Origin of the sequence: Pseudomonas sp. CNPSo 3701 (assembly GCF_028674975.1) — a bacterium.
GTDB classification, from domain to species: Bacteria; Pseudomonadota; Gammaproteobacteria; order Pseudomonadales; family Pseudomonadaceae; genus Aquipseudomonas; species Aquipseudomonas straminea.
In genome coordinates this window covers 120,540-146,789 of the sequence record NZ_JAQZSI010000009.1, presented here as the reverse complement: position 1 = coordinate 146,789, position 26,250 = coordinate 120,540, and the positions used below count along the sequence as shown (strand labels likewise).

Sequence of the window (26,250 nt, the reverse complement as noted above, 5' to 3'; positions counted from 1 at the left end):
ATGCGTCGATCAGTAGTAAACGCCTGGTACGGTCAGGTTGGCCGGTTTGATTTCGTCGCCCACCCACTTCTTCCACAGCTCGTCATAGCGGCCGCTGCGTACCTGCTGGTTGACGAACAGGTTGAGGTAGTTGATCAGGCCGTACTCGTCGCGCTTGGCCGCCAGGGACACGTAATCGACGACGTAAGGCGCGTCACCGACCACTTTCAGGCCCTTGTACTTGCCGGACTTGAGGGTGGCCGCGGCCACGGTATTGGTGACCACGGTGGCGGCGATGTGGCCCTGAGCGACAGCCAGGATGGTGTCGTTCTGCGACTGATAAGCGCGGAAGCTGCCGTCGCCCCAGGCTTTCACGTCCTTCTCCAGGGCGATGGCCTCGTAGGTACCACTGGTGTTACCCACGGCCTTGCCCTTGAGGTCTTCGTATTTGTTGATGCCGGTATCGTCCCGCGTCAGTACGACCATCTGGAAGGCGAAGTAGGGCACGGTCAGGCCCACCGTCTTGGCACGCTCCAGGGTGTCGGAGGTGGAGGCGACGATCACGTCGGCACGGCCGGAAACCAGCGCCGGGATACGATCCGGGAACGGTGTTTCCACCACTTCGGCGTCGACGCCGAGAACTTTCGCCAGGTCGTTGCAGTAGTCGACGTCGAAGCCGACCGGCTGGTTCTTGTCGTCACGCGAGCCCATGGGTGGGAAGTCCAGGGTTACCGCGCAGCGGAGTTTGCCGGACTCGATGATCGAGTCGAGTTTGTCGGCGTGAGCGGTGCCGATCAGGGTGGTGCTGAGTACTGCGCTGAGGGCTACGGCAAAAGCGGGATTTTTCATAGGGGCCTCGAAACGGTGCAGACAATCATTATAGGAAATTTCGTATACGATATTTAATATGCAACCGCTGTGCCTGTTCTGCAGCATGGTGCTGCGGGCCGCGCGCTGTGACGGCTCCAGAGGGAATGAAGCGTAAACGGAGGAGTCTAGAGCGCAGGTCGGGTGTTACAGATGGGAGCGAAAGCCAAGCGCTGTCGCCCTGTTTCGGAACACCGGTGGTATCAGCCGGCGTGCGATTCGCGGAACTGGCTAGGCGTCAGCCCAGTAAGCGCACGGAACTGGCGGCTGAAGGCGCTGTGGTCGGTGTAACCGCAACGCAGGGCGATTTCGGTGATTGGCAGGTCGTGCTGCAGCAGGCGACTTGCCTCGCCAAGGCGCGCCTTGTGGATCATCTGTCGCGGGGTGAGCTGGAAGATGCGCTTGCAGTGACGCTCCAGTTGCGCCACTGACAATCCGGCCAGCTCGGTGAGCTCGGCCAGGCTGATTGGCCGGGCGAAGTGCTCGCGGATATAGGCATCCACCGCAGCCAGCTTCGGGTAGGCGGGATGGCCCGATTGTGGCAGCTGTACATCCCGGGAGATGCCGGCCAGGCCGATGATGTCTCCACACCGATTGCGCAGCGCCAGCTTGTGGGTCAGGCACCAGACCGGCTGGTTGCCGTAATAAAGGTGCAGCTCCAGCTGGTCGTCGAGCTGGCTACCCTCATCCAGCACGCGCCGATCCTGCGCGGTGTAGGAGGGCCCGAAGCTGGCAGGGAACACCTGTTCGGCGGTCATCCCCACCAGCTTGTCTTTGCTCTTGAAGCCCAGCCGCTGCACCAGCGTCTGGTTGACCAAGGCGTAGCGGGTCTGCGTGTCCTTGATGAAGAACACTACCTCGGGCATGGCATCGAGCAACGGCTCGATCTGCATGAGGGTGCTGATCAATGTCGGCAGGTCGGGATGAGGCGAGTTCGGGAGCAGGCTGTGCATGGCTGGCTGCAGACAGTTTGAATAGGTGCAGAGCCTAGCGCGTTATTGCAAGACGGGCAGCTAATTGAGCCTGTGGGTCTGCAAGGATTTGTGGTGCGAAGGCGAGGCGGCTGGCGAGAACGCCAGAAAGCAGAAAGGGGAGCCGAGGCTCCCCTAAATCTTGTTCGAATCATCGTTCTTGTTAGTGCTAACGGCCTATTGTTCTTGTTTTAGCCGAGGCCCCTAAAGGAGGCCAAGAGCGAACGGATTTGTTTGGACGCTGATGTTGCCGTGATCCGTAGATCCAACCCGTCTGTCGCTGCCTTGCAAAGCAGTTTTATTGTTCTCGACCCGGTTGCGGTACAAGCCCGAGGGCGGTCCTCTCCAAAGAAATCAGTTAGCTGCGTCTCTGCGTTTTTGTCTTTCTTATGCTAGAGCCGTTGTCTTGTTCTTGTTATCAGATGTGTCTTGTTATTTTTGTTGTGCGGGAGATAGAGCATAACCTGTGCCAATTTTGAAATATCGTTATTTATCAATGGCTTAATATTTTCGGTATTTTTCTGACTGTGCAGCGGAGCACAAAAGCGTTACCGCGCTACCCGCTTTGTTACCGTTTGAAGTGTGCGGCTGGCCCGCGATTAAAATAAGCGCCACGCTCACGGTGAGCTGCTCTGGGCCGCTTCTTCCAGCAGCGTAAGGGTGTCGATTCGCGTTGGTGTGAATGGCGGGCGCGGCGCGGCAGGCTGCCAATCGAACAGGTATTGCGTGGCGCCGCCGCAGATTCGTCCCTGGCAGGCGCCCATGCCGCAGCGGGTCGCCAGTTTCGCTTCGCGCCAGTTGTCGTGGGCTGCTACGGCGGCGTAGGGGACGTCTTCGCAGCGGCATAGCAGGGTGTCTGGTTGTGCCAGGCGTTTGAGTAAGGGGTCCAGCGCGAAGTGTTTGTTCAGCGCATCGGCAAAGCGTTGCCAGCGGGCACGGGCTGGCCACATCCGCCGCGCAGCCTCGCGGTTGCCGGCAGCGGCGTGGCCGGCAATGCGACCTTCGACCAGGGCCAGTTCGCTGCCGCCGAAACCGGTACATTCGCCCGCCGCGTAGATGCCGGCCATATCGGTCGCCTGCCAGGCGTCCACCTTGATGGCGGCGCTGCCCAGCGCACAGCCGAGCGCCTGCCCCAGTTGCACGTTGGGAATCAGGCCGAAACCGCAGGCAAGGCGCTCGCACTCCAGCTCTTCGATTTCGCCGCCGCGCTGCAGGCGCACGCCTTCCAGACGATCCTGCCCCAGCGCGGCGACGATGCGTGTACCAGGGCGATAACCGCCATCGAACAGGCCGAAGGACTGCAGCAGCTTGTGCGGCCAGCGCGGCAGTTGCAGGGCGAAGGCCGCGACTGCGCTTGTCGAGGCCTGCTCGGCAATGCGCAGCACCTGAGCGCCGGCCTGTTTCGCCGTGCTGGCGCTGGCCAGCAGCAGCGGGCCGCTGCCGGCAATCACGGTGCGCTCACCGGCCACCGGCAAGCCGCCCTTGATCAGTGCCTGCAGGCCGCCGGCACCGGTTACTCCGGGCAACGTCCAGCCAGGAAACGGCAGTAACAACTCGCGTGCCCCGGTGCACAGGATCAGCCGGTGATAGTCGATTACCCAGCCGCGCTCGGCATTTTCGACCAGCAGGCCAGTGCTGCCGGCCCTGGCCGCCACCCGCGTCGCAGCATGGCGCTGGATGGTGGCGTGGTTATCCACAGCGTCGCGCAACTGGCGAGCCTGGGCCGGCACCCTGGCCTGCGCACCATCGCGCCAGATCTGCCCGCCGGGCAGCGGGTTGTCGTCGACCAATACCACCCTTGCGCCGTCGTTGGCGGCGGCCAGGGCGGCCGACAGACCGGCCGGGCCGGCGCCGATGATCAGTACGTCAGCCTGTTCGCTCATGGCCGTGTCTCCACCTGCATGCCATCGCGGCACAGGGTCTGGCAGGCCAGGCGGCGCATGCCGTCGACGGTTACCCGGCACTCCTGGCAGATGCCCATGCCGCATAGCGGTGCCCGGCGCTGTCCGATTACCGAGGTACGTGCGCTGCCGTCGCCGCCCAGGGCAAGCGCGGCAGCGACCGTGGTGCCCGGCGCGACGCTGAGCGGGCGCCCATCGAGGTGCAGGTCAGGCATGGGCGGTTTCTCCAAGGTAACGTCGGGGCGCATAGGCGGCAGCCGGAATGGGTTCGGCCTCGTCCCACAGCAGCGCCGCGAGCAGGTCGGCGGTAGCCGGCGCCGCGGTAACACCCAGCCCCTCATGGCCGACCGCCAGCCACAGGCCAGGCTGCGCAGGGTGTTCGCCGATCAGCGGCATGCCGTCCGGTGTGGCGGCGCGAAAGCCGGCCCAGGCGCGGATGCCATTGAGTTGCGCCAGGCCCGGCGCATAGCTCGCGGCGTGCTTGAGCATGCGCGCCAGCAACCAGCCGTCGACTTCGGGGTCGAGGGTGTCGAATTGCCGCGAGGTGCCGATGAATAGCTGTCCGGTCGGCCGCGGCTGGATGTTGCAGGCCACCGAGGCGCCACTGCTGTTGTGCACGCTGGTCAGGTAGCTCAGCTCGGTGATGGTGTGGGTGACCGGGTGCGGGTAACGGTCGGTGATCAGCAGGTGGCCTTTCTTCGGCGCGATGGGCAACTCCGGGCAGAGCTCCACGGCTTGAATACCGTTGGCGAGCACCACGGCATCGGCGCCTAGCCAACTGCCGTCTTCGAGGCGCACGCGGTTGCCGTCCAGCTCCGTGACCTTGGCGCGCCGCCGGGTGATGCGCGGGTTGTCGAGCATCCAGCGTGCAGTATTCGGTGCGTAGAGAATGCCGTCGTCGGGCAGGCGCAGGGCGCCGTGCAAGCCGTCGCGCAGGATCGGCTCCATGGCCTGCAGCGCGTGGCCGGGCACCATCTCGCAGCGTATTCCTTCGGCGCGCAGGTTGCCGCTCTTGGCTTCTGCCGCCGCCAGCTCTTCTTCGTTGGCGGCCAACCACAGGGTGCCGTTGTTGCGATACGCGCAGTCGTCCGGCAATTGCGGGCCCAGCTCACGCCAGCGGTTCACCGAGTAGCGGCTGATATCGAGTTCGGCCTGGTTGTCATCGAGAACTAGCAAATGACCCATGCCGGCGGCGGTGGCGCTGTGCAGGCCGGCATCGATCACCAGCACCTGCTGGCCGCGGCGCGCCAGCTCGCGGGCACAGGCCGCGCCGATGATGCCGGAGCCGATAACGATCACATCGGCGACCCGCGTTGGCGTCATGGACGGATGCCCCAGGCGAACGGGTCGTCCGCATCGAGCAGCAGGGTCGCTTCGGCGCTGATATGGGCGCGGCCGCGGATGGTTGGAATCACCTTGTCGCCCTGCCACTGGTACGAGCCCTCGAACAGGCTGCCGATCACGCTGGCCTGGCGCCAGGTCTCGCCGGGCTGCAGCTTGCCATCGGCAGCCAGGCAGGCCAGCTTGGCGCTGGTGCCGGTGCCGCAGGGCGAGCGGTCGTAGGCTTTGCCTGGGCAAAGGACAAAATTACGGCTGTCCGCCTTATCGTCATCCGCAAACAGCTCGATATGATCGATCAGGCCGCCGTCCTCGCCACGAATGCCCTGATCTTCCAGCGCCTTTTGCACGGCGTAGGTGTAGGCGGTCAGCGCTTCGACGTTGTCGCCGGTGATGCGCTGGCCATGCTCGGCGATCAGGAAGAACCAGTTGCCGCCCCAGGCGATATCGCCCTGCACCGGGCCGTAGCCCGGAACCTGCAGTTCGACGGCCTGGCGGTAACGGTAGGACGGCACGTTGCGCACGCTGACCGAGCGATCCTCGTGCAAGGTTGCCTCGACCGTGCCCACCGGCGTTTCGATTTTGTGCACGCCAGCGCCGATACGGCCCATATGGGCCAGCGACACCACCAGGCCGATGGTGCCGTGCCCGCACATGCCGAGGTAACCGGTGTTGTTGAAGAAGATCACACCGGCACAGGCGCTGGGGTCGACGGGCTCGCAGAGCAGGGCGCCGACCAGCACATCATTGCCGCGCGGTTCGAGAATGCAGGCGGCGCGCCAGGCATCGTGCTCACTGGCCAGCAGCTGTTTGCGCTCGGCCATGCGGCCCGTGCCGAGATCGGGAAAGCCGCTGACCACCAGCCGGGTCGGCTCGCCGCCGGTATGAGAGTCGATCACTTCGATGCGTTTCATTGGCGCTGCGCCTGTATGCCGATTGAATGGCTACAGGGTGACGTGACGTGGCTTGCTCGGCTTGAGGGATTTGTTCGGATGCAATGACGAAATTGGCATAACGATTCAGCACCAGCCGTGGCTGGCTGATGCCACTGCATCATGGGCGTGCAGGCTTTCGGCGTGGGTCACCTGGATATGGAACGCGTCGATGCCCGGCATCTTCAACAACGCTTGGTACAGCCGGCGGGCGGCGTCCTCGCAGAACATCAGATTCTGGCCGTTGGCCAGAGCAAAGGCCTGTTCGTCCGTGCGTTTGACGGCGGTTTGTACGGCGGTGCCCAGGGCGGCTTCGGCACTATCGAGCAGGGCCAGAAAGGGCAGGTCGTTGGCCTCGTCAGGTAAGCGCACGCGGATGTTCGCGTCGCTGCGCTGGCTGTGGGGCGTGGCAACGATACCGGTGCTGCCCAGCCAGGCGTGCAGAGCGTCGAAATCCAGCGGAAGGTTCGCGAAGTCGGCGGCGAAGCGCTGCTGGATCAATTGCCTGGCCAGGGCGGCAGAGCAGGGGCAGATCGATGAATAGACCACGCGCAGGCCCAGCTCCAAATGAAAGCCTGCAGGATCGAGGCGTGCATTGATGGTCAGCGGATAGGCCTTGTAGCCGGCCAGCGGGCTGACCAGCGCCGGGCGCGAGAGCAGCCAGTCGCCGCGCAGTTCCAGGTAGGCGCAGTGCGACAGGCCGTAGTGGCTGACCAGAAAGTTTTCCAGCACATAGCGCAGCAGGGCTGGCGACAGCGGTTCGCCCTGCAGCGCGGCCAGGGCCAGGTACAGGCGCGACATATGGATGCCACGGCTCTGGCCGTCATCCAGGCTGACGCCAGCGTCCACCTGGGCATTGATTGGTTGCTCGCCCAGCAGCACCGGTAGGGCGATGCCGCCCATACCTACACAATCGAGTGGCACGTTGGCGTGAGCGCGTTGTGCGGCGATATCCGGCATGGGCTGGCTGTTCATCGGCTTCCTCTGAATGTTCGGCATGACAATATTTGGTTTAATGTTATGTTATAACAATTGAATCGAGTTCGAACCCACCATGACTGCCGATGAATTGCTGGCCCAGCCCGCCGAGGCCTACTTGAACGACGCTCAGCAGGCGTTTTTCCGTGACCTGCTCACCCGCCAACGCAAGGAACTGCAGCAGCGCATCGACGACGAGTTCGGCGAGCTGCGCGAGCAGGAGCGTCCCGCCGACGAGGCCGATATCGCCAGCCGCGAAGAACAGCGCCAATGGCAACTGCGCCTGCTGGAGCGGGAAAAGAAGCTGCTCGACAAGATCGACCAGGCCCTCGAGCGGCTGGCTCGGGGCGAGTACGGCTGGTGCCGTGAAACCGGCGAGCCGATCGGCCTGCGGCGCCTGCTGCTGCGGCCTACCGCCACCCTGTGTATCGAAGCGAAAGAGCGCGAAGAGCAGCGCGAACGCCACCAACGTGACCTGTGAACCCTGATGCCGATGAGGACCTGCGCCATGCCCGACCGCCTTCCCGTTACCGTGCTTTCCGGCTTTCTCGGGGCCGGCAAGAGCACCCTGCTCAACCATGTGCTGAAGAACCGCGACGGCCTTCGCGTCGCGGTGATCGTCAACGACATGAGTGAAATCAACATCGACGGCAGCGAGGTGCAGAAGGGTGTCAGCCTCAACCGCGCCGAAGAGAAGCTGGTCGAGATGAGCAACGGCTGCATCTGCTGCACCTTGCGCGAAGACCTGCTCGACGAGGTCAGCAAGCTGGCCCGCGACGGCCGCTTCGACTACCTGCTGATCGAGTCCACCGGCATTTCCGAGCCGCTACCGGTGGCCGAAACCTTTACCTTTCGCGACGAGCAGGGCCAGAGCCTGGCCGACCTGGCGCGTCTGGATACCTTGGTCACTGTGGTCGACGGGGTGAACTTCCTGCCCGACTTCCAGGCCGCGCAGAGCCTGGCCAGCCGCGGTGAAACACTGGGCGAGGAAGACGAGCGGTCGATCACCGACCTGCTGATCGAGCAGATCGAGTTCGCCGACGTACTGCTGATCAGCAAGATCGACCTTATCAGCCAGGCCGAGCGCGAAGAGCTGACCGCCATCCTGCGCCGCCTCAACACCCGCGCCCGGATCGTGCCGATGAGCATGGGCGCGGTACCGCTGGAGGCCATTCTCAACACCGGCCTGTTCGACTTCGAGCGAGCCGCCGAGTCGCCCGGCTGGCTCAAGGAGTTGCGTGGCGAGCACGTACCGGAGACCGAGGAATACGGCATCGCATCCAGCGCCTACCGGGCGCTGCGGCCGTTCCACCCGCAGCGATTCTTCGATTTCCTCAGCCGCGAATGGACCAATGGCCGGCTGCTGCGCTCCAAGGGCTTCTTCTGGCTGGCCAGCAAATATCAGGAGGCGGGCAGCTGGTCCCAGGCCGGCGGCCTGATGCGCCATGGCCTAGCCGGGCGCTGGTGGCGCTTCGTGCCGAAGAGCCAGTGGCCCCAGGACGAGGAAGAACTCAAGGGCATCATCCGCCAGTGGGACAAGGCCAGCGGCGATTGCCGCCAGGAGCTGGTGTTCATCGGCCAGCACATCGACTTCGATCAGCTGCACGCCGAGCTGGACGCCTGCTTGCTGACCGACGCGGAAATGGCCGCCGGCACCGAGGCCTGGCGGCAGTTGCCCGACCCGTTCGGCCCCTGGCAGGAGGCCGCGTGATGCTGGCGCTGAAGATCAAACCGGCGCCACTGCAGGTCAGCAGCGAGCGCATCGACGTGTTGGGTGAGGCCCTGCGTGATGAGGTCAACCTGGCGGTCTGGCAGCGCCAACTTCCCGAGCACCTCGCCGCATTCGCCTTCAGGCTGCTGGTTCAGGGTGAGCCGCTGGCTGAATCGCTGAGCATCGAGTTGGCCGACCCGGAAGCCGAGCCGGCGCTGCACGGGATGCTCAGCGGCTACAGCGATCTACCCGGCCAGGCGGCATTTCTGGCGGATGTGGCCTGGCTGGTACGTGCCTATGCCTGCCTGCTCGATGCGCGGCGTATCGGCCTGCGCCTGCGCGCGCTGGATGGCGCCATGTGTCCGCGCTTTCACGTCGACCATGTGCCGCTACGGCTGATCACCAGCTACGCCGGCCCCGGTAGCCAGTGGCTGGCCGAAGACGAGCTGCCGCGTCAGCTGCTGGGCGGCACACAGGCGTTGCCGAGGGAGGGCGCGGTGGTCGAGCAGATCGGCTGTGGCCACGTGGCGCTGGTCAAGGGCGAGCGCTGGGTGGGCAACGAAGGGCGCGGGCTGATCCATCGCTCGCCGGCCTTGCCGGCCGGTGAGCGTCGTCTGCTGCTGACCCTGGACTGGCTGGCCTGAATCGCGGGCAAAAAAATGCTGCGCCTGGGCGCAGCGACATCGCCACCGGGCCTGTCCGGTAGCCAAGAGAGGTTGCATTAACGCCGATGCAGATGACGATTGAATGACGGCTTGGAAGCGGTATGTGCATGAAGCGGCAACTACAAGGCAGAAGCAGGACATCCAGCGAACTCGCGGGAGCGGCTTTAGTCGCGAGTTTTTTATCAGGCAAACGAAGAGCTCGGGGCTAAAGCCCCTCCCACAAAAGCAGCTACGTAGGATGGGTCCATTGTGAGAATGGGCCACGCCCGCCATTTTTCGCGGGCATGGCCCGCTCCCACAGATAGTGCCCCAATGGCCGCTTGCGCCACTTAGCTATCACGGCGAGCGTGGGCTTAATAGAGCAGGCTCTTAGTACGCCATCCACACGCCCTTGCTCTGGCTTTCGCAGAAGGGCTTGAGGTAGGTGGCGTCTTCGGCGACGCCGTAGTAGTGGATGTCCTGCTGATAGGGCGTGCCGCCCACCCGAGCGTTGCGGCACACACCGAAGGCGCCGACCGGGCATTGCTCGACGAAGCTAACCTCGACCTTCTGGCCCTTGAGCTGCGGCTGGCAGAAACCGGTGCGGAACAGGTTCGGCGGAATACTGCGATTCTGCTGGCAAACCTTCACGTCCAGCCGCTCGGCCTGGCTGTGCACCACGCAGGCTTCGCCCCAGGCCAGACCGGACAGACCACACAACAGCAGGGGCAGCAAACGGCGCATCGTGACGACTCCATTAGAGATGCGGCGACTTTAGGTGGGCCGCTCGATCAGCGCAAGCCGGGCTTTCCCCAGGGGCGCGGAGCCTTCACCATAGCGCCATGATGAAGCAGATCCCTACCCACCTGATCGCCGGCCCATTGGGCGCCGGCAAGACCAGCCTGATCCATCAGTTGCTGGCGCAGCGGCCTGCCCATGAGCGCTGGGCGGTGCTGATCAACGAGTTCGGGCAGATAGGTCTGGACGCCGCTCTGCTGGCTCGTGACGAAGATGGCCTGAGTTTCAGCGAGGTGGCTGGTGGCTGCCTGTGCTGCGTCAACGGTGTGCCGTTCCAGGTCGGCCTGGGCCGGCTGCTGCGCAAGGCCAAACCGGATCGGCTGTTCATCGAGCCGTCCGGGCTCGGTCATCCGCTGAGCCTGCTCGAACAGCTTGGCCAGGTGCCCTGGGAAGGCGTGCTGGCCGTGCAGCCGTTGCTGATGGTGCTCGACGCCGCGGCACTGGCTGCCGGTGAGCCGCTGGCGGGCAGCCAGCGTGAGGCATTGACCCATGCCCGACTGCTGGTACTGAACAAGAGTGAGGGGCTGGATGACGCCAGCCGTGTGCGGCTGGAGGCCGAACTGCCGCTGGCGCCGTACTGGACCAGCCAGGGCCGCCTACCGTTCGAGCGGCTGCCCCAGGCCGAAGCGCGCGCCGCGAGTCCGGGCGGCGCGTTGCCCGATGGTCCGCTTCCACCGTCCATGGTTTGGCGTAGCGCCGATGAGCCGATCTGCCTGATTCAGGGTCAGCCCGAAGGCTGGAGCATCGGCTGGCGCTGGCACCCGAGCCAGCGTTTCGACCTGCTGGCCATCCAGCAATGGCTGGCAACGCTGCCCTGGAGGCGCGCCAAGCTGGTGCTGCAGACCAATGCCGGCTGGCTGTCGGCCAATGCCCTGCAAGGCCAGGCGCTGCATTGGCAGAACAGCGAGTGGCGCAAGGATTCGCGGCTTGAGCTGATTTTCTCAAGCGCTCAGGACGAGGCGGCATTGCGGGCCGGCATGGCGGCCTGCCGGCTCTAGATTCGCCAGCTCAGGGCGTCACCCGCGGCGCGGTGCTCGCCAGGGCTCCGACAGCGGCGTGACATTATTCAGGTTGTAACGCTCTAGGGCCGAACCGCAGGGCGCGGCCCCGGGCAGCCCCGGCGGAACGCCGGTATTGGCGACACCCAGGCGGTCGTCGGCCAGTTCGATTTCCTGAAACTGCTCGGCCAGTACCTGTCGGTCCTTGGTGATGTACAGCAGCACCCGCGGCAGGCGGGCCTGTTTCTGCTGATCGGCGGTCAGCGGGAGCGCTGGCAGGCTGACCGTGGCCTGGTGCCAGACGCCGGGTGCCTCGGCTTCCTGCCAGCGCACCTGCCAGGGCGCGTCGAGCGGCAGCAGGGCCGGCCCCAGGTTCGGGTAGCCGTGATAGCAGTCGCGGGCCGGTTGCAGTGCCCGGCCCCAGATATCCATGGCCAGCGCCTGGCCGTCGATCTCCACGCGCACCAGGGTGTGCTCGCTGAGGTTGGCCGCTGACACCAGTACCGGGGTGTGGCGCAGACTGCGTGCTTGGCTGGTTTCCAGATTCGAGCTGCGGGCCAGGGCGGCGGCGACTTCGATGCGATCAGGGTAGTGGTAGAACTGGTAAATCAGCGGCAGCTCGTCGGCCGCGGGGTAGGGCGTGGTCATGCGCAGCGGCGCGGGTGCCAGGGTGTTTTCCTCGCTGCCGCCCAGCTGCCGGGCGATGCTATCGACGTTGGCCTTCAGCCGGGTGCCTTCATAGGAAAAGCGGCCCTGGGCGATGGCTTGTTCGTCCGGCCAGCGGGTCCAGACCAGCAGGCGTTCGGGCTCACTGCCCGCCATCGGCAGGTTGGCGCTGCCGCCCGAGCTGGTGCTGGTGCCCGAGGCGTCTAGCCACAGGTCCTGGCCCGTCAGGTTGATGTGCACTTCGCTGATGGGCGGGTGCTGTGCGGAAAACGCCAGGCCGTCCAATTGCCCTGCCGTAAAGACCAGCGGCACGATCAGCACGGCGGCCAGGCTGGGCAGCAGCATCAGTGCGTGGGCCTGGCCGGGCATCGCGGCGCGGTCACGCCACAGGTAGCAACCCCAGCTGATCAGTAGCAGGCCCAGTAGCGGCAATGCGAGATAGAGGGCTGCCAGTACGGCGAGTATGGCGGCGCTGCTGTCGATCAGTACCAACAGGCTGAGGGTGGTGATCAGCAGCGCCGACAGAGTGCTCAACAGCAGGCCGAAGCCATATCTCACCATGTTGAGGTGCCCAGGGGATCAGTCCCGCGAAACCGGATGGTCGCGACGCCATTGCTGCAGCTCAATCACCTGGCAGGATTGCCGTGGGGCAGGTACCGGAGCCGCTTCGACAACGGGCGGCAGGGCCTCGGGCGGTTCACGGAACGGGTAGGGATCGAGCTCGATATTGCCCGGGTGTGAGCCGAACATGACGATGCGCCCGGCATGGCGCTGTTCGCCGGTGACGGTGAACTCGAACCCGTAGGTTCGTGCGAAGCGGCGGTTGCCGCGGCCATCGCGCACGATGCCGAAGCGCTGGAAGGCCACGTTACCGTCGAGCAGCTCGATATCCAGCTTTGTGCAGTGCTGTTTGACCCGCGTGAGCGCGCGCTCGCGGATACCGTGGCCGTGCCACAGCCAGGCGGCGCCGGCTGCAAGCAGCATCAGGATGAACAGGTTGCCGAGGGTCAACATGGCGGGTGAACTCGCGACGAGGAGCGCTCAGCTTACCCGATCCAGAGTGACAGTTGCCGCCATGAATCGGGTCACCGCTCAGCGCTTTCGATCGTGTCTCAACTGGCCAGCCCGTGCGGGGTAACGACTGGCGCAACCGGCGCAGGCGCCTGCAGGCCCAGACGCTCGAACATCACCCGGGCGATTTCCCGCTCACCCATCACCACCAGGTCGGCCTCGTGGGTTTGCAGGTAGTCGACTTCATCGTCGAAATGGGCGCGGGCGATGATGTCCAGGCCGGCATTGGCCTGGCGGCCATGGAGGGCTATCTGCCCAGCTTCCAAGCTGTTGGGAATGGCGATCATCAGCCAGCGCGCCGAGGTCACGTTGGCCAGTTCCAGCACTTGGGTGCTGGCCGCGTTGCCGAGCACCACGCTGAAACCTTCTTCGCGCAGCTCCTGAGCGCGGGTGCGGTTGTCGTCGATGATCACCAGCGGCACGCCCTCGTCGCGCAGGCGCCGGCTGATACGGCTGCCCACTCGGCCGTGGCCGATGAGAATGGCATGGCCGGTCTCGGTGATCGGGTGCAGGTCGTGGTCTTCGTCCGGCTCGACGGTGGCCAGGTCGGCCGGCGTGGTGTTCTCGCGGCGGTCCAGCCAGGGTTGCAGGCGGTCGATGAGCAGGAACAGCAACGGGTTGCAGAGGATCGACAGGATCGCCCCGGCCAGTACCAGATCCCGGCCGGCTTCCGGCACCAGATTCAGGCCGATGCCCAGGCCGATGAGGATGAACGAGAATTCGCCGATCTGCGCCAGGCTCACCGAAATGGTCAGCGCGGTGCTAAGCGGTTTGCGGAAGGCCAGCACGATGAGCATCGCCGCCAGCGATTTGCCGAGCACGATGACCAGGAAAGTGCCGAGCACCAGCAGCGGCTGCTCGAGCAGAATCGCCGGGTTGAACAGCATGCCTACCGAGACAAAGAACAGAACCGCGAAAGCGTCGCGCAGCGGCAGCGAATCCTCGGCAGCCTTGTGGCTGTATTCGGACTCGTTGAGGATCATCCCGGCGAAGAACGCGCCCAGGGCGAAGGACACGCCGAACAGCTGCGCCGAGCCGTAGGCGATGCCCATGGCGATGGCCAGTACGGCGAGGGTGAACAGCTCGCGCGAGCCGGTACCTGCGCTGAGTTCGAGCAGCCATGGAATGACCCGGCGGCCGACCACGATCATCAGCGCCACGAAGGCGCTGACTTTGCCGAAGGTGATCAACAGCTGCATGCCGATGCTGCTGGAGCCGTCGCCCTGGGGAATGCCGCCGAGCACGCCGGACAGCGCCGGCAGGAGCACCAGCGCCAGGACCATCACCAGATCTTCGACGATCAGCCAGCCGACGGCTATCTTGCCGCGGCGTGTGTCGATCAGCTGGCGTTCTTCCAGGGCGCGCAACAGCACCACGGTGCTGGCCACCGACAGCGCCAGGCCGAACACTAGACCGGCGCCCCAGCCCCAGCCCATCGTCCAGGCCAGGCCCATGCCCATCAGCGTGGCCACGGCGATCTGCACCACGGCGCCGGGAATGGCGATGTGTTTGACCGACATCAGGTCTTTGAGGGAGAAGTGCAGGCCCACGCCGAACATCAGCAGGATGACGCCGATCTCGGAAATTTCGTGGGACAGCTCTTTGTCGGCAACAAAGCCAGGGGTGAAGGGGCCGACGATCACGCCAGCCAGCAGGTAGCCTACCAGTGGCGACAGGCGCAGGCGGTTGGCCAGGCTGCCGAACAGGTAGGCCAGCACGAAGCCGGCAGCGATCGTCGCAATCAGGGGGGTGTGATGCGGCATGCGGTCTCCTTGATGAAGAGGGCCTGGCATGCTGCGGGCAGGGGATACCGCGCAGAACAGCGTAACGGCCAGCGCCGGATTGCCCGGCGTAAAGACCGTTACCTTATATTAAAATATTGCTTATAACTAAAAGCTATTTATACAGAATGTTTCGCTGCGCCTCGAACTCAAAGCATTGTCATGATTCGCCTTTGAGCGCCCGGTAACGGTTTTCCAGTTCCTGGCGGATCTCGCGGCGTTGACGACCCTGCTCAAAGCGTCGACGCTCCTCCGCACTTTCCGGCTGGCGCGGCGGCACCTCGGTGGATTTGCCGTTCTCGTCGACCGCCACCATGGTGAAGAAGCAGCTGTTGGTGTGGCGCACCGAGCGCTCACGGATGTTCTCGGTGATCACCTTGATGCCGACTTCCATGGAGGTGCGGCCGGTGTAGTTGACCGAGGCGAGGAAGGTCACCAGTTCGCCGACGTGAACCGGCTCGCGGAAGGTCACCTGATCAACCGATAGAGTCACTACATAGCGGCCGGCATAACGGCTGGCGCAGGCGTAAGCCACTTCGTCGAGGTACTTGAGCAGGGTCCCGCCGTGTACATTGCCGGAGAAGTTGGCCATGTCCGGTGTCATCAGCACGGTCATCGTCAGCTGGGCGTTGCCGGGTTCCATAAAGTCTCGCTCATCAGGGTGGACGGGTCGCGATTGTCGGCAGTCTGCGCGGCGTTGGCTGGTCGATTGTGCCTATACAGTCGATTGCTGCAACGTATGTACCGGCATTTCACTCCCAGAGCCATAGTCTCTCACTTATTCAGGACGATCCCATGACGCGCCCGATTATTTGCCTAGCCCTGCTGCCACTGTTCGCCGGCATCGCCCAGGCTGCGCCACAGCCCTGTGACAGCATCAGCCTGTGCAATGCGGCAGGGACGGCGGCCTACCAGGCGGGCCGTTACGAGGAAGCCGCCGAGGCCTTCGAGCGGCAGCTGCGGCGCGCCGAGCTGCAGGATTCGGACAGCCTCGCGGCCCGTGAGTTGGCCTTGAACAACCTGGTGGTCACCATGCTGCGTCTTGACCAGCCCGGCCAGGCCCGGGCCTGGCTGAACGTGGCCCTCGCCGATGGCATGCAGGGCACCGCCACCCGCAACAACCTGCGCGCCGTAGCCGCGGCCGTGGACTACCCGGAGCTGGCCGCCAGTATCGAAGGCCGTTACCTGCGTTACTCCGGCCTGGCGGTCTGGAGCAGCCTGGAGATCAGCCGCCAGGCCGACGGCAGCTACCAGGCTAACTTCGCGCCGCTGCGCGCAGGCCTGAAGGTCGAGGAATATGGCCCGGCCGCCATCGGCCAGCTGCAAGGCACCCTGCAGGGCGAGAAGGCCTACTACCGGCTGACGAATGCAGGGCTACCCAGCGGCTGCTCGGTCGAGTTGCTTCACGAGGGGCTGGATATCCAGGTGCTGGAAGTGATCGACCAGAAATGCCAGGAATATGGTGGGTTTGGTATCAGCGTGGCCGGCAGTTACCTGAAGGTCAGCGCCAAGCCGATGCCTTAGGCGCGCTGCTCGCCGCCGCTCTGGGCCGTGGTCTGAAAGGCGGCTGCCGGTCCGTGCGGTTTCGCTGCGCGGGCAGCCGGGTTGGATCGGCGCCAGGGTCGCGACAGGTCCAGCCCGGGTGTTAACCTTCGGGTTACAGCGCCCACAACGGGCCTGTCTTCCCCTTCCAGCAACCCTCAACGAGCCCCGAGCCGTCAGCCCGAGCGCGTTCGTGTTGCCCGAAAACAAGGAGCAGTTACGCCATGCATGCCATCAGCTTCATCCAGGACCTCGCGGTGATCATGCTGGTGGCCGGTGTGGTCACCGTGCTGTTTCACCGCTTCAAGCAGCCGGTGGTGCTGGGCTACATCCTCGCTGGCTTTCTGATCGGCCCGCACACACCGCCGTTCGGCCTGATCCATGAAGAGGAGACCATCCGCACCCTGGCCGAGCTGGGGGTGATCTTCCTGATGTTCTGCCTGGGGCTGGAGTTCAGCCTGCGCAAGCTGTTCAGCGTCGGCGCCACGGCGTTCATCGCGGCGTTCCTGGAAATCGTTCTGATGATCTGGATCGGCTTCGAGATCGGCCGCTACTTTGGCTGGAGCACCATGGACTCGCTGTTTCTCGGCGCGATTCTGGCGATTTCCTCGACCACCATCATCATCAAGGCGCTCGGCGACCTGAAGATGAAGAACGAGCGCTTCGCCCAGCTGATCTTTGGCGTGCTGATCGTCGAGGACATCCTCGGTATCGGCATCATCGCGCTGCTGTCCGGTATCGCCCTGAGCGGCACGGTCGAGACCGGCGAAGTGTTCGCCACCGTCGGCAAGCTTTCGCTGTTCATGATTGTTGCGCTGGTTATCGGCATCATCCTGGTGCCGCGCATCCTCGCCTACGTGGCCAAGTTCGAGAGCAACGAGATGCTGCTGGTGGCGGTGCTGGGCATGTGTTTCGGCTTCTGCCTGCTGGTAGTCAAGCTCGAGTACAGCATGGTGCTGGGCGCCTTCCTGATTGGCGCGATCATGGCCGAATCGCGCCAGCTGGGGCAGATCGAGCGCCTGGTCGAGCCGGTACGCGACATGTTCAGCGCGATCTTCTTTGTCGCCATCGGCCTGTTGCTCGACCCCGGCGTGCTGGTCGAATACGCCTGGCCCATCGCGGTGATCACCGTGGCGGTGATCGTCGGCAAGGTGTTCTCCTGCAGCCTCGGCTCGTTCATCGCCGGCAACGACGGGCGCACCTCGCTGCGCGTCGGCATGGGGCTTTCGCAGATCGGCGAGTTCTCTTTCATCATCGCCACCCTGGGCATGACCCTGCAGGTGACCAGTGACTTCCTCTACCCAGTGGCGGTCGCCGTATCGGTGATTACCACCCTGACCACGCCGTACCTGATCCGCGCCGCCGACCCACTGGCGGTGAGCCTGGGCAAGCGCATGCCGCAGGGCGTTTCCCGGGTGTTCTCGTTGTATGGCGAGTGGCTGCGCAGCATTCAGCCGCAGGGGCAGGGCGCGATCCTGGCGGGCATGATCCGCAAGATCGTCCTGCAGGTGCTGGTCAACCTGGCGTTCGTGGTGGCGATCTTTCTCGGCATCGCCTTCTTCGCAGGGCAGATCGGCGCCTGGCTCAGTGGCTGGGTTGACCAAGAAAACCTGCGCAAGGCGTTTATCTGGGGCGCCGCCCTGCTGCTGGCGCTGCCCTGCCTGATCGCCGCCTACCGCAAGATCAAGGCGCTCTCCATGCTGCTCGCCGAGATGGGCGTGCGCCAGGAGAAGGCCGGTCGCCACACGGCGCGGGTGCGCAAGGTGATTGCCGAAGTGATCCCGCTGCTCTCGCTGGTCGGCATCATGCTGCTGCTCACTGCGCTGTCGTCGAGCATCCTGCCGTCCAACGACATGCTGCTGTTGGTGGGTGTGGTCGCGGCGGGTGTGGTGGCAGTGCTGTGGCGCTGGTTCATCCGCGTGCATACGCGCCTGCAAATTGCCCTGTTCGAAACCCTCGACAAGCCCGAAATACCGGGGCATCACTGAAACAACAAGGGCGCCTTATAGGCGCCCTTGTTGTATTGGTCGTAGCCTGGTGTTGAGCGAAGCTGTACCCAGGACAGCATTGCCGGGTATCGCTGTGCTCAACCTGGGCTACCACGGCTGACCGGCATTACTCCTCCAGCCAGACTTCCCGCACCCAGTGCCAGACCGAGTCCCAGCTGTCGTCGGTGAGGTCTTCTTCTTCGCCGTCCCAGAGCAGCACGGTGCCGTCCTGTTCGACGCAGTAGTAGTTGCCGCGGTCTTCGCAGATCGGCACCAGCTCGCGCGGCACACCCAGGGACCAGGCGACCGAGGCCACTTCGGGCAGGTAGGTGTGCGATTGCGGATCGGTGACGGTGACCGGCTCCAGGCGGCCGTACACCACGTCGCTGACCTTGAGCAGGAATTCGCGAAGCTCGAACGGCAGGTTGATGAGGATCTGCTCCTCGATCTCCACCAGCAGCTCCTCGTCAGGCAGCTCCAGCGGCACCGGCACCGGCTCGTTCAATTCACGCAGTTGTTCGATGACTTCTTCCACGGCGGCTCCACCTGAGTTCGGCGACTCTCATCAGATTCTGAAACGCACGAAGCCGACGCAGGCCCGACTGGCCTCGTCTGCTCTGCCGCTTCCTAGATAACGCAGCTTTTTACGCTGAATGGAAAATAGTCACAAGCCGTGCAAAGGCAAAACGCCATGTTGCGGCTTGCGACGGGTTTCGCATCCCGTTGAGTGCGATGAGCGCCTGGAGGTTCCGAAAACTGCAGACCAAAAAAACCCGGGCAAGCCCGGGTTTTGTCTGTGCCTGTGGGATCAGCCGTTCTGGCGGATACCGGCGACCAGCCAGGGCTGGTTCTCACCAACCACACGCTCCAGGCGCCAGCTTTCGCTGAAGGCTTCGCCTTGGTCGAAGCGCGAGGTCTTCGAGACACCGCTGAAGGTCAGGGTGGCGATGGTCTTGTCTGCGTGGTCGTCGACACCGTCCAACTGCACGTCGAGGTTGTCGATGTAGGTGGACTGGAAGCCGTCACCCAGATCGGCGCGCTCGCGCTTGAGGAACTCCAGCAGTTGCGGGGTCACGAACTCGGCGATCTTGTCCATCTCGTTCGCGTCCCAGTGCTGCTGCAGGTTCAGGAAGTGCTCGCGACCAGCGTTGACGAAGCTCTCCTCGTTGAACCAGGCCGGTGCGTTGATCACCGGCTTGATGGCGGCCGCATTGCTGCCACCGAAGATCGACGGCTGAGCCGGCTGCGGCTGGCCGTGGGCCTCACGCTGGAACGGGGCACCACCGGCAGCGGCGACGTTCGGCTGCTGCTTCTGGCGACGGGCAGCCAGGAAGCGGAACAACAGGAAGGCAATCAGGCCGAAGATCAGCATGTCCATGATCTGCAGGCCTTCGAAGCCGTCACCCATGAACATGGAGGCCAGTAGGCCACCGGCGGCCAGGCCGGCCAGCGGGCCGAGCCAGCGCGAAGCACCGCTTGCGGCAGCCGGCGTACGGCCTGGCGCGGCGGCAGTGGAATTAGGCTGGGAAGGCGGGGTGGCCTGACGAGTCTGGTGGCTCGGCGCGGCGCCGAAGGATTTGCCGCCGCCCATACGCTTGGCGTCGGCAGTCAGACTGAAAGACAGGCCCAGGCAAATTACCAGGGCGATGCTGAGGAAACGCTGCATTATCGGTTTCTCTTGGTTGTTGAAACACTGACGGGCATCTTGCCCGCGGCGGGTCGGCGTGACCAGCAACAGAATGTTTCGAGCTTTTGCCCAGCGAGGCGGTGCGCTGGCGGGGCTGGAGATGCGAACGGCACACTCGCAATGTGCCGTTCGAGGGGGAGCTTGCCGATTGTCGGGGCGCATCATCGTCGATGAAGCCGCCCCGGCTTGGTATGGCCACGCAGGTTACACGGCCCCTGGCTCAGCGCCAGTTGTAGAGTTCCTTCTCGGTCACGGCGCCCATCGGTGCCGCTTCGTCCTGGAAGCTCTTCATGGATTTCCAGATACGGCCATTGAGGTCGTTCTGGCTGGCCAGGTCTTCGAGCACGACCTGGGATTCACGCTTCATCGCAGCCAGCACTTCGTCGGGGAAGCGCTTGATCTCCACGCCCTGCTCCTTGAGCTGGGTGAGGGACTTGGCGTTGTGGTAGACGTAGTCGTCCATCATGTCCAGGGTCGCGGCGCGGGCCGCTTCGACGACGATCGCCTGCAGGTCGGCCGGCAGCGCGTCGAAGGCCTTCTGGTTGACCATCGACTCGACCACCGCCTGCGGCTCCTGCCAGCCCGGGAAGTAGTAGTACTTGGCGGCTTTGTGCAGGCCAAAGGCCAGGTCGTTGTACGGGCTGACCCAGTCGGTTGCGTCGATGGCGCGGGTCTGCAGTGCGGTGAAGATCTCGCCGCCAGGCAGGTTGACGGTGATCGCGCCGAGCTTGGTCCATACCTCGCCACCCAGGCCCGGCATGCGGATCTTCAGGCCCTTGATATCGTCCAGGGAGTTGATTTCCTTGTTGTACCAGCCGCCCATCTGCATGGTGGTGTTGCCGGCCGACAGCGGCTTCACGCCATACGGCGCGTAGGTCTCATCCCACAGAGCCTGACCGCCGCCCTTGCTCAGCCAGGCGTTCATTTCCAGGGTCGACAGGCCGAACGGCACCGAGGAGAAGAATTGCGCTGCTGGTACCTTGCCCTTCCAGTAGTAGGGCGTGCCGTGGCCCATTTCGGCGGTCCCGCGGGACACTGCATCGAACACTTCCAGCGCCGGAACCAGCTCGCCAGCGGCGTAGACCTTGACGGTCAGGCGCCCGGCGCTCATGGCATTGATGCGCTCGGCCAGGCGCTCGGCGGCGGTGCCCAGGCCCGGGTAGTTCTTCGGCCAAGAGGTGACCATCTTCCAGTGCACGGCCTCCACCTTTGCGGCGGCAGCGGTGCCCTGGTCGGCAGCGGGTTTGTCTTCCTTGCAGCCGGCCAGGCCGATGGCAGCGAACAGCGCCACAGCGGCGCCGAACAGATTGCGGCGGTTCATGGTGTTCTCCCTTGCAGTGTCGAGCAGCGTGCCCAGATTGCTTTTGTTATTGGCAGCCGTCCGTAATGGCGGCTGCCATGTTGGTAATCGTCGAGCTGACCTAGAGTCTGTTCAAGATCTTTGTCGGACTTTATCTATTTTTGACTGCAATGCGGCGGAAGCGGTCATCGGCGCAGTCTCTGTGGGAGCGGGCCATGCCCGCGAAAAATCACGGGCATGGACTAGGCATCCCCGCCCGTTCCCACTGGTGAAACAACAATTTCTGCTTTCGCCCCAGTAGTTGCCCGTACGCATCCCCAGAAAAATCGCTAACAGGCTCTTAAATAGCCTCGAGCTTGGCGTACGCCAGCATCAGCCACTTGCTGCCTTCGCTCTCGAAGTTCACTTGCACCCGTGCCTGGGGCCCCGAACCCTCGAAGTTGAGGATGGTGCCTTCGCCGAACAGCGAGTGCTGCACGCGCTGGCCGAGGTTGAACGGCGTGTCCGGTACGGCGCTGCCGGCGAACAGGCTGCTGCCGCTCATGCTGCGGCTGCCACTGCCGTAGGGGCGGCTGACGCTGTTGGACAGGCGCACTTCCTGCACCAGGTGCGGCGGTACTTCGCGCACGAAGCGCGAGACCTTGTTGTAGGTCTCGTTGCCGTACAGGCGGCGGGTTTCCGCGTAGCTGATCACCAGGTGGCGCATGGCCCGGGTGATGCCCACGTAGGCCAGGCGGCGTTCCTCCTCCAGGCGGCCGGGTTCTTCCAGGCTCATCTTGTGGGGGAACAGGCCTTCTTCCATGCCCACCAGGAACACCCGCGGGAACTCCAGGCCCTTGGCGCTGTGCAGGGTCATCATTTGCACGCTGTCTTCATGTTCGGCGGCCTGGGTGTCGCCGGCCTCCAGCGAGGCATGATCGAGGAAAGCAGCCAGCGGCGTTTGCGCTTCGTCACCGTCCTCACCCTCATAGGAGTCGAAGGCACGGGCGGCGGACACCAGTTCCTCGAGGTTTTCCACCCGCGCCTGGGCCTTCTCGCCCTTCTCGTCGCGGTGATAGGCAAGCAGGCCGGATTGTTCGATGACCAGCTGCGCCGTGCTGTGCAGCTGGAGGCCCTCGACCTTCAACGCCAGGGTGTCGATCAGTTCGACGAAGCCGTTCAAGGCACTGGCGGCGCGGCCGGCGATCACCTTGGTGCCGACCGCTTCGTGCAGCGCGGCCCACATCGACAGGTCGTTGGCGCGGGCGAACTGGCGCAGGGTTTCCACCGTCTTCTCGCCGATGCCACGTGCCGGCACGTTGATCACCCGCTCCAGGGCGGCGTCGTTGCCGCGCTGGTGGATCAGGCGCAGGTAGGCCATGGCGTTCTTGATTTCCGCGCGCTCGAAGAAGCGCTGGCCTCCATAGATGCGGTAGGGGATCTTCTCGCGCAGCAGCGCTTCTTCCAGCACCCGCGACTGTGCGTTGGAGCGATACAGGATGGCGATTTCGCTGCGTTTGATGCCGTCCTTGCGCAGGGCATCCCCGATGGTCTCGACCACGTAGCGCGCTTCGTCGTGCTCGTTGAAGGCGGCGTACAGGCTGATCAGGTCGCCATCGCCGACATCGGTGCGCAGCTCCTTGCCCAGGCGCCCCTGGTTGTTGGCGATCAGCGCGTTGGCAGCGTTGAGGATGTTCGCCGTGGAACGGTAGTTCTGCTCCAGACGGATGATCTCTGCGTCGGCGAAGTCGCTGTCGAACTGCTGGATGTTCTCGATCTTGGCGCCACGCCAGCCGTAGATCGACTGGTCGTCGTCGCCCACCACCATCAGGCTTTCGCCGCCCATGGCGAGAAAGCGCAGCCAGGCGTACTGCACGGCGTTGGTGTCCTGGAACTCGTCGACCAGGATGTGCCGGAATCGCTTTTGGTAGTGCGCCAGCAGGCCGGCATTGTTGCGCCACAGGTCGAGGGCGCGCAGCAGCAGCTCGGCGAAATCGATCACCCCGGCGCGGGCGCAGGCGGCCTCGTAGGCTTCGTAGATGCTGCGCATGGTGGCCAGGAACAGGTCGCCGCTGGCCTGGATGCCGGCCGGGCGGATGCCTTCGTCCTTCTGGCCGTTGATGAACCACTGGGCCTGCTTGGCCGGCCAGCGCTGCTCATCCAGACCCAGCTCGCGGATCACCCGCTTGATCAGCCGTTGCTGGTCGTCGGAATCGAGAATCTGGAAATTCTCGACCAGCTTGGCTTCCTGCCAGTGGGCACGCAGCAGGCGGTGCGCCAGGCCGTGGAAGGTGCCGACCCACATGCCCGCCGGGCTCTGCCCGAGCACGTCCTCGATGCGATGGCGCATCTCGGCCGCCGCCTTGTTGGTGAAGGTCACCGACAGGATGCTGTGCGGCGAGACGTCCAGGCGCTGGATCAGAAAGGCGATGCGGTGCACCAGTACGCGGGTCTTGCCGGAGCCGGCACCGGCCAGCACCAGTTGATGGCCAGGCGGCGTGGTAACCGCGTGGTGCTGGGCTGGGTTTAGAGAGGTGAGTCGCTGATCGAGGTCATTTTGCATCGCGGCATTCTAGGGGGCCGGCGCAGGTTGGGCAAACGGCGCCGCGTAGCGGTATTGCACGCAGTTCGCGCTGGAGTGCTGTTGCGGCCGCAGACGGGAATAACGACTCCGCATATTTCTGCGCTGACAGCGCGACGCTATTCGAACAAGACATCTGCGCCTCGTCATGGAGGGCTCGGCAATGCCGCTTTCCCACCACGAAGAAACGCTGCCGACGAACGGTAAGTGCCGGGCGAGATCGCCGACCTAGGCGCGTTGCCACTCGTACTTTGCTAACCGAAACGGGTATTCACAGCGCCATTTCGCACTATGTGGGTGGCAGGAATTTTTATCGTCTCCTATCCTGTTGTCCGGACAACCTGATAACTAAGGCGACCCGTTCGCCAGACAACAAGAAGGAGCTCCATATGAGCGTCAAGCAGATTGGCGAACAGCGCTACCGTGGGCAGATCGGCCGCTATTTCGAAGACTTCGAAATTGGTGACGTGTACGAACATCGTCCCGGCCGCACCATCACCGAGACCGACAACATCCAGTTTTCCCTGCTGACCATGAATCTGCACCCCATGCATTGCGACGCTGCCTATGCGGCCAAGAGCGAGTTTGGTCGGCCGCTGGTAAACAGCGGCCTGACCGTGGCCATCGTGCTCGGCATGACCGTGCCGGATGTCAGTGGCAAGGCTATCGCCAACCTCGGCTGGACGGACATCAAACTCACGGCGCCGGTGTTTCCAGGCGACACCATCTATGCCGCTTCCGAGGTGCTCGACAAGCGAGCCTCCAAGTCGCGACCCAACCAGGGAATCATCAGCGTCAAGACCACGGGTACCAAGGCCGACGGCACGGTGTTCATGACGTTCGAGCGCAACGTGCTGATTCAGATGAGAGAGGGCAACACGCTCGACGAGGCTGCCAATTACTGACGCCAGCGGCGCAGTTCCCAGTTCGCTAACGCGGTACGTCGTTCCTCAACAAGAACAAATACGAGGAAATACCATGTCCATGCTAAAGCGCTTCATCGCGGCCACTGCCGCGAGCTGCACGCTGGCGCTCGCGCCAGCAGCCTTCTCTGCCGAGCTGGTGTTACCCAACGAGGTCGCCGCCAGCCACTGGAAAACCGGCTACATGAACGAGTTCGCCGAACGGGTCGGCGAGCGCACGCAGGGCGCGCTTGAGGTCAAGGTCTTTCCGGCCTCGCAGCTCTACAACGATCAGGATGCCCTGGCTGCCCTCGGCACGGGCGCCGTGCAGATGGTCTGGCCGGTGTCGGTGCGCATCGAGACCATCGACCCGCGTCTGGGCGCGATCAACCTGCCGTTTACCCTCACCGACAAGCTGATGAACAACCAGTGTTACGCCAAGGGGCTGACCGAGCTGATGTCGTCCTATGTGGAGCCGCGCCAGCTGAAGATCCTCGGGCTGCTACGGGCTGCAGACCTGTTCTTCATCATGAGTCGGCGCGATGTTAAGCAGATCGCCGACTTCAAGGGCAGCAAGATTCGGGTCATTGGCGGTCGGGTGTTCCTCGACACCATCCGCGGCCTGCAAGCCAGCCCGGTGTCCATGCCCGCCTCGGAAATGAGTACGGCGCTGGGGCAAGGGGCTATCGACGGCGTGTTCACCTCCGCGGGTGGCTGGGCCGAGATGATCGGGCAGACCGGCAAGCATGCGTACTACGTCCCCAATTTCTCGCTCACCACCTATGCGGTGGTGGTCGACAAGGTCTGGTTCGACGGATTGAGCCAGGCCGAGCAGGAAGCCGTCACCAGCAGCATGGACGAGATCACTTCCAAACAGTGGAAAGAGGTGGTGGTCGAGGATCAGAAGCTGATCGACAAGATGGTGGCTGGCGGAGCGACCTTTACCCAGGCGACCGCCGAAGAGTCCAAGGCCTACCAGCAGATCGCCGAGAACAACAAGGAAGTCTTCGCCAAGGCTCATCCTGAGGTGCTGCCCGCGATGGACGCCATCGAGGCGAGGTGCCTGTGATGACCGCGCAAACCACAGCCGAACCACGGCAGCAGGCTGATAGTGGGCGCAGTTTCTGGCTGCTGTTCGAACGCAAGGTATTGCTCAACCTGGCCACGATCATGTTTCTACTGGCGACCGCGATCATGCTTTTCGAGGGCATTTCCCGCGCCGCCTTCGACAGTAGTGCGTTCTGGGCCGAAGAAGGTGTGCGCTACCTGATGATCTGGGCGTTCTTCCTGACGCTTGGCGTGGCAGGCCATTCAGGTAATCACATTCGCACCGAGCTGCTGGTGGAGCGTCTGGGGCCGCGTCTGCAGCGTCTCTGCCACGTGCTGTCGAGCCTGGTTGGAGTGCTGTTTTGCGGGCTGCTGTTTTACGCCTCGCTGCCGCAGGTTCACCGCTACTACACGATGGGCATGATGACCGAGTCCAATCTCGATCTGCCGCTCTGGTTGTTGTTCCTGGTCATGCCCATCGGTGCCTTGTTGTTCCTTGCCTATTACCTGCGTTGTCTGGTTGTCGCCCTAAAGGGCAATGACCCGTTCGGTAATGGCGAGATCACCGGCTCACAGCTCTAGGAGGCCA

Annotated in this window: 25 protein-coding genes; 9 read left to right on the top strand and 16 right to left on the bottom strand. The window is 64.0% G+C overall.

Going from position 1 to position 26,250, the window contains the following annotated elements; translation table 11 throughout:
- Positions 1–9: 9 nt before the first annotated feature.
- The 7 genes from PVA39_RS22435 to folE2 form a co-directional block, all read right to left on the bottom strand.
- Positions 10–828: an ABC transporter substrate-binding protein gene (locus tag PVA39_RS22435; protein WP_093506519.1), complete on the bottom strand. Its 819-nt coding sequence runs from the start codon at positions 826–828 to the stop codon at positions 10–12.
- Between the two features lie 221 nt (positions 829–1,049).
- Positions 1,050–1,799, bottom strand: coding sequence for an AraC family transcriptional regulator (locus tag PVA39_RS22430; protein WP_274125942.1), 750 nt, complete (start codon positions 1,797–1,799; stop codon positions 1,050–1,052).
- Between the two features lie 635 nt (positions 1,800–2,434).
- A complete protein-coding gene (locus tag PVA39_RS22425) occupies positions 2,435–3,700 on the bottom strand; it encodes an NAD(P)/FAD-dependent oxidoreductase (protein WP_274125941.1) in 1,266 nt (421 codons plus the stop codon).
- Complete coding sequence (locus tag PVA39_RS22420; RefSeq protein ID WP_093506525.1) at positions 3,697–3,933, bottom strand: (2Fe-2S)-binding protein; 237 nt, start codon at positions 3,931–3,933, stop codon at positions 3,697–3,699. Before PVA39_RS22420 ends, PVA39_RS22425 begins: the two co-directional genes overlap by 4 nt.
- A complete protein-coding gene (locus PVA39_RS22415; RefSeq protein WP_274125940.1) occupies positions 3,926–5,041 on the bottom strand; it encodes an NAD(P)/FAD-dependent oxidoreductase in 1,116 nt (371 codons plus the stop codon). Before PVA39_RS22415 ends, PVA39_RS22420 begins: the two co-directional genes overlap by 8 nt.
- Positions 5,038–5,970, bottom strand: a complete 933-nt coding sequence (locus tag PVA39_RS22410; RefSeq protein WP_274125939.1) for a 4-hydroxyproline epimerase — start codon at positions 5,968–5,970, stop codon at positions 5,038–5,040. Before PVA39_RS22410 ends, PVA39_RS22415 begins: the two co-directional genes overlap by 4 nt.
- Positions 5,971–6,075: 105 nt before the next feature.
- Positions 6,076–6,963 (bottom strand): GTP cyclohydrolase FolE2, encoded by an 888-nt coding sequence (gene folE2, locus PVA39_RS22405; RefSeq protein WP_274125938.1) that lies wholly within the window; start codon positions 6,961–6,963, stop codon positions 6,076–6,078.
- Positions 6,964–7,042: 79 nt separating this feature from the next.
- Between folE2 and dksA the strand changes: the two genes are divergently transcribed.
- Genes dksA through PVA39_RS22390 form a run of 3 tightly spaced genes read left to right on the top strand, consistent with a single transcriptional unit; the run spans position 7,043 to position 9,321 of the window.
- Positions 7,043–7,447: an RNA polymerase-binding protein DksA gene (gene dksA / locus PVA39_RS22400; RefSeq protein ID WP_274125937.1), complete on the top strand. Its 405-nt coding sequence runs from the start codon at positions 7,043–7,045 to the stop codon at positions 7,445–7,447.
- Between the two features lie 27 nt (positions 7,448–7,474).
- Entirely contained in the window at positions 7,475–8,677 is a 1,203-nt protein-coding gene (gene zigA / locus PVA39_RS22395) for a zinc metallochaperone GTPase ZigA (RefSeq protein ID WP_274125936.1), read from the top strand.
- Positions 8,677–9,321 (top strand): DUF1826 domain-containing protein, encoded by a 645-nt coding sequence (locus PVA39_RS22390; protein ID WP_274125935.1) that lies wholly within the window; start codon positions 8,677–8,679, stop codon positions 9,319–9,321. The genes zigA and PVA39_RS22390 overlap by 1 nt, the downstream gene beginning before the upstream one ends.
- A gap of 390 nt (positions 9,322–9,711) precedes the next feature.
- On the opposite strand, the gene PVA39_RS22385 is transcribed toward PVA39_RS22390, so the two are convergent.
- Positions 9,712–10,065 (bottom strand): NADH:ubiquinone oxidoreductase, encoded by a 354-nt coding sequence (locus PVA39_RS22385; protein WP_274125934.1) that lies wholly within the window; start codon positions 10,063–10,065, stop codon positions 9,712–9,714.
- A 98-nt stretch (positions 10,066–10,163) separates the two neighbouring features.
- Between PVA39_RS22385 and PVA39_RS22380 the strand changes: the two genes are divergently transcribed.
- The gene (locus PVA39_RS22380) at positions 10,164–11,117 is read left to right on the top strand and encodes a CobW family GTP-binding protein (RefSeq protein WP_274125933.1); all 954 of its coding nucleotides are present in this window, start codon (positions 10,164–10,166) and stop codon (positions 11,115–11,117) included.
- Positions 11,118–11,135: 18 nt separating this feature from the next.
- On the opposite strand, the gene PVA39_RS22375 is transcribed toward PVA39_RS22380, so the two are convergent.
- The 4 genes from PVA39_RS22375 to PVA39_RS22360 form a co-directional block, all read right to left on the bottom strand.
- Positions 11,136–12,344: a hypothetical protein gene (locus PVA39_RS22375; RefSeq protein WP_274125932.1), complete on the bottom strand. Its 1,209-nt coding sequence runs from the start codon at positions 12,342–12,344 to the stop codon at positions 11,136–11,138.
- Between the two features lie 18 nt (positions 12,345–12,362).
- A complete protein-coding gene (locus PVA39_RS22370) occupies positions 12,363–12,797 on the bottom strand; it encodes a DUF3301 domain-containing protein (RefSeq protein ID WP_274125931.1) in 435 nt (144 codons plus the stop codon).
- Between the two features lie 98 nt (positions 12,798–12,895).
- Positions 12,896–14,617 (bottom strand): YbaL family putative K(+) efflux transporter, encoded by a 1,722-nt coding sequence (ybaL, locus tag PVA39_RS22365; RefSeq protein ID WP_274125930.1) that lies wholly within the window; start codon positions 14,615–14,617, stop codon positions 12,896–12,898.
- Positions 14,618–14,795: 178 nt separating this feature from the next.
- Positions 14,796–15,278, bottom strand: a complete 483-nt coding sequence (locus tag PVA39_RS22360) for an acyl-CoA thioesterase (RefSeq protein WP_274125929.1) — start codon at positions 15,276–15,278, stop codon at positions 14,796–14,798.
- A 152-nt stretch (positions 15,279–15,430) separates the two neighbouring features.
- On the opposite strand from PVA39_RS22360, the gene PVA39_RS22355 reads away from it, so the two are divergent.
- Together PVA39_RS22355 and PVA39_RS22350 are read left to right on the top strand one after the other, a co-directional pair.
- Positions 15,431–16,159, top strand: coding sequence for a tetratricopeptide repeat protein (locus PVA39_RS22355; protein WP_274125928.1), 729 nt, complete (start codon positions 15,431–15,433; stop codon positions 16,157–16,159).
- A gap of 242 nt (positions 16,160–16,401) precedes the next feature.
- Positions 16,402–18,165 carry a cation:proton antiporter gene (locus tag PVA39_RS22350; protein WP_274125927.1) on the top strand — a complete coding sequence of 588 codons (1,764 nt, stop codon included), beginning with the start codon at positions 16,402–16,404 and terminating at the stop codon, positions 18,163–18,165.
- A 127-nt stretch (positions 18,166–18,292) separates the two neighbouring features.
- Here PVA39_RS22350 and PVA39_RS22345 read toward each other — a convergent pair whose 3' ends face one another.
- The 4 genes from PVA39_RS22345 to uvrD all read right to left on the bottom strand — a co-directional run bounded on the left by PVA39_RS22345 (position 18,293) and on the right by uvrD (position 23,694).
- Positions 18,293–18,700, bottom strand: a complete 408-nt coding sequence (locus PVA39_RS22345) for an SMI1/KNR4 family protein (RefSeq protein ID WP_013789246.1) — start codon at positions 18,698–18,700, stop codon at positions 18,293–18,295.
- A 273-nt stretch (positions 18,701–18,973) separates the two neighbouring features.
- A complete protein-coding gene (locus PVA39_RS22340; RefSeq protein WP_274125926.1) occupies positions 18,974–19,831 on the bottom strand; it encodes a Tim44 domain-containing protein in 858 nt (285 codons plus the stop codon).
- Positions 19,832–20,072: 241 nt separating this feature from the next.
- On the bottom strand, positions 20,073–21,173 hold the full coding sequence (locus PVA39_RS22335; protein WP_274125925.1) for a TRAP transporter substrate-binding protein: 1,101 nt from the start codon (positions 21,171–21,173) through the stop codon (positions 20,073–20,075).
- 319 nt (positions 21,174–21,492) lie between these two features.
- The gene (uvrD, locus tag PVA39_RS22330) at positions 21,493–23,694 is read right to left on the bottom strand and encodes a DNA helicase II (RefSeq protein ID WP_274125924.1); all 2,202 of its coding nucleotides are present in this window, start codon (positions 23,692–23,694) and stop codon (positions 21,493–21,495) included.
- 407 nt (positions 23,695–24,101) lie between these two features.
- Here uvrD and PVA39_RS22325 point away from each other — a divergent pair, with 407 nt between their 5' ends.
- The 3 genes from PVA39_RS22325 (at position 24,102) to PVA39_RS22315 (ending at position 26,243) form a co-directional block, all read left to right on the top strand.
- The gene (locus PVA39_RS22325) at positions 24,102–24,617 is read left to right on the top strand and encodes a MaoC family dehydratase (protein WP_274125923.1); all 516 of its coding nucleotides are present in this window, start codon (positions 24,102–24,104) and stop codon (positions 24,615–24,617) included.
- Positions 24,618–24,690: 73 nt separating this feature from the next.
- Entirely contained in the window at positions 24,691–25,683 is a 993-nt protein-coding gene (gene dctP / locus PVA39_RS22320) for a TRAP transporter substrate-binding protein DctP (protein WP_274125922.1), read from the top strand.
- On the top strand, positions 25,683–26,243 hold the full coding sequence (locus PVA39_RS22315) for a TRAP transporter small permease (protein ID WP_274125921.1): 561 nt from the start codon (positions 25,683–25,685) through the stop codon (positions 26,241–26,243). Before dctP ends, PVA39_RS22315 begins: the two co-directional genes overlap by 1 nt.
- The last annotated feature ends 7 nt before the right edge of the window (positions 26,244–26,250 follow it).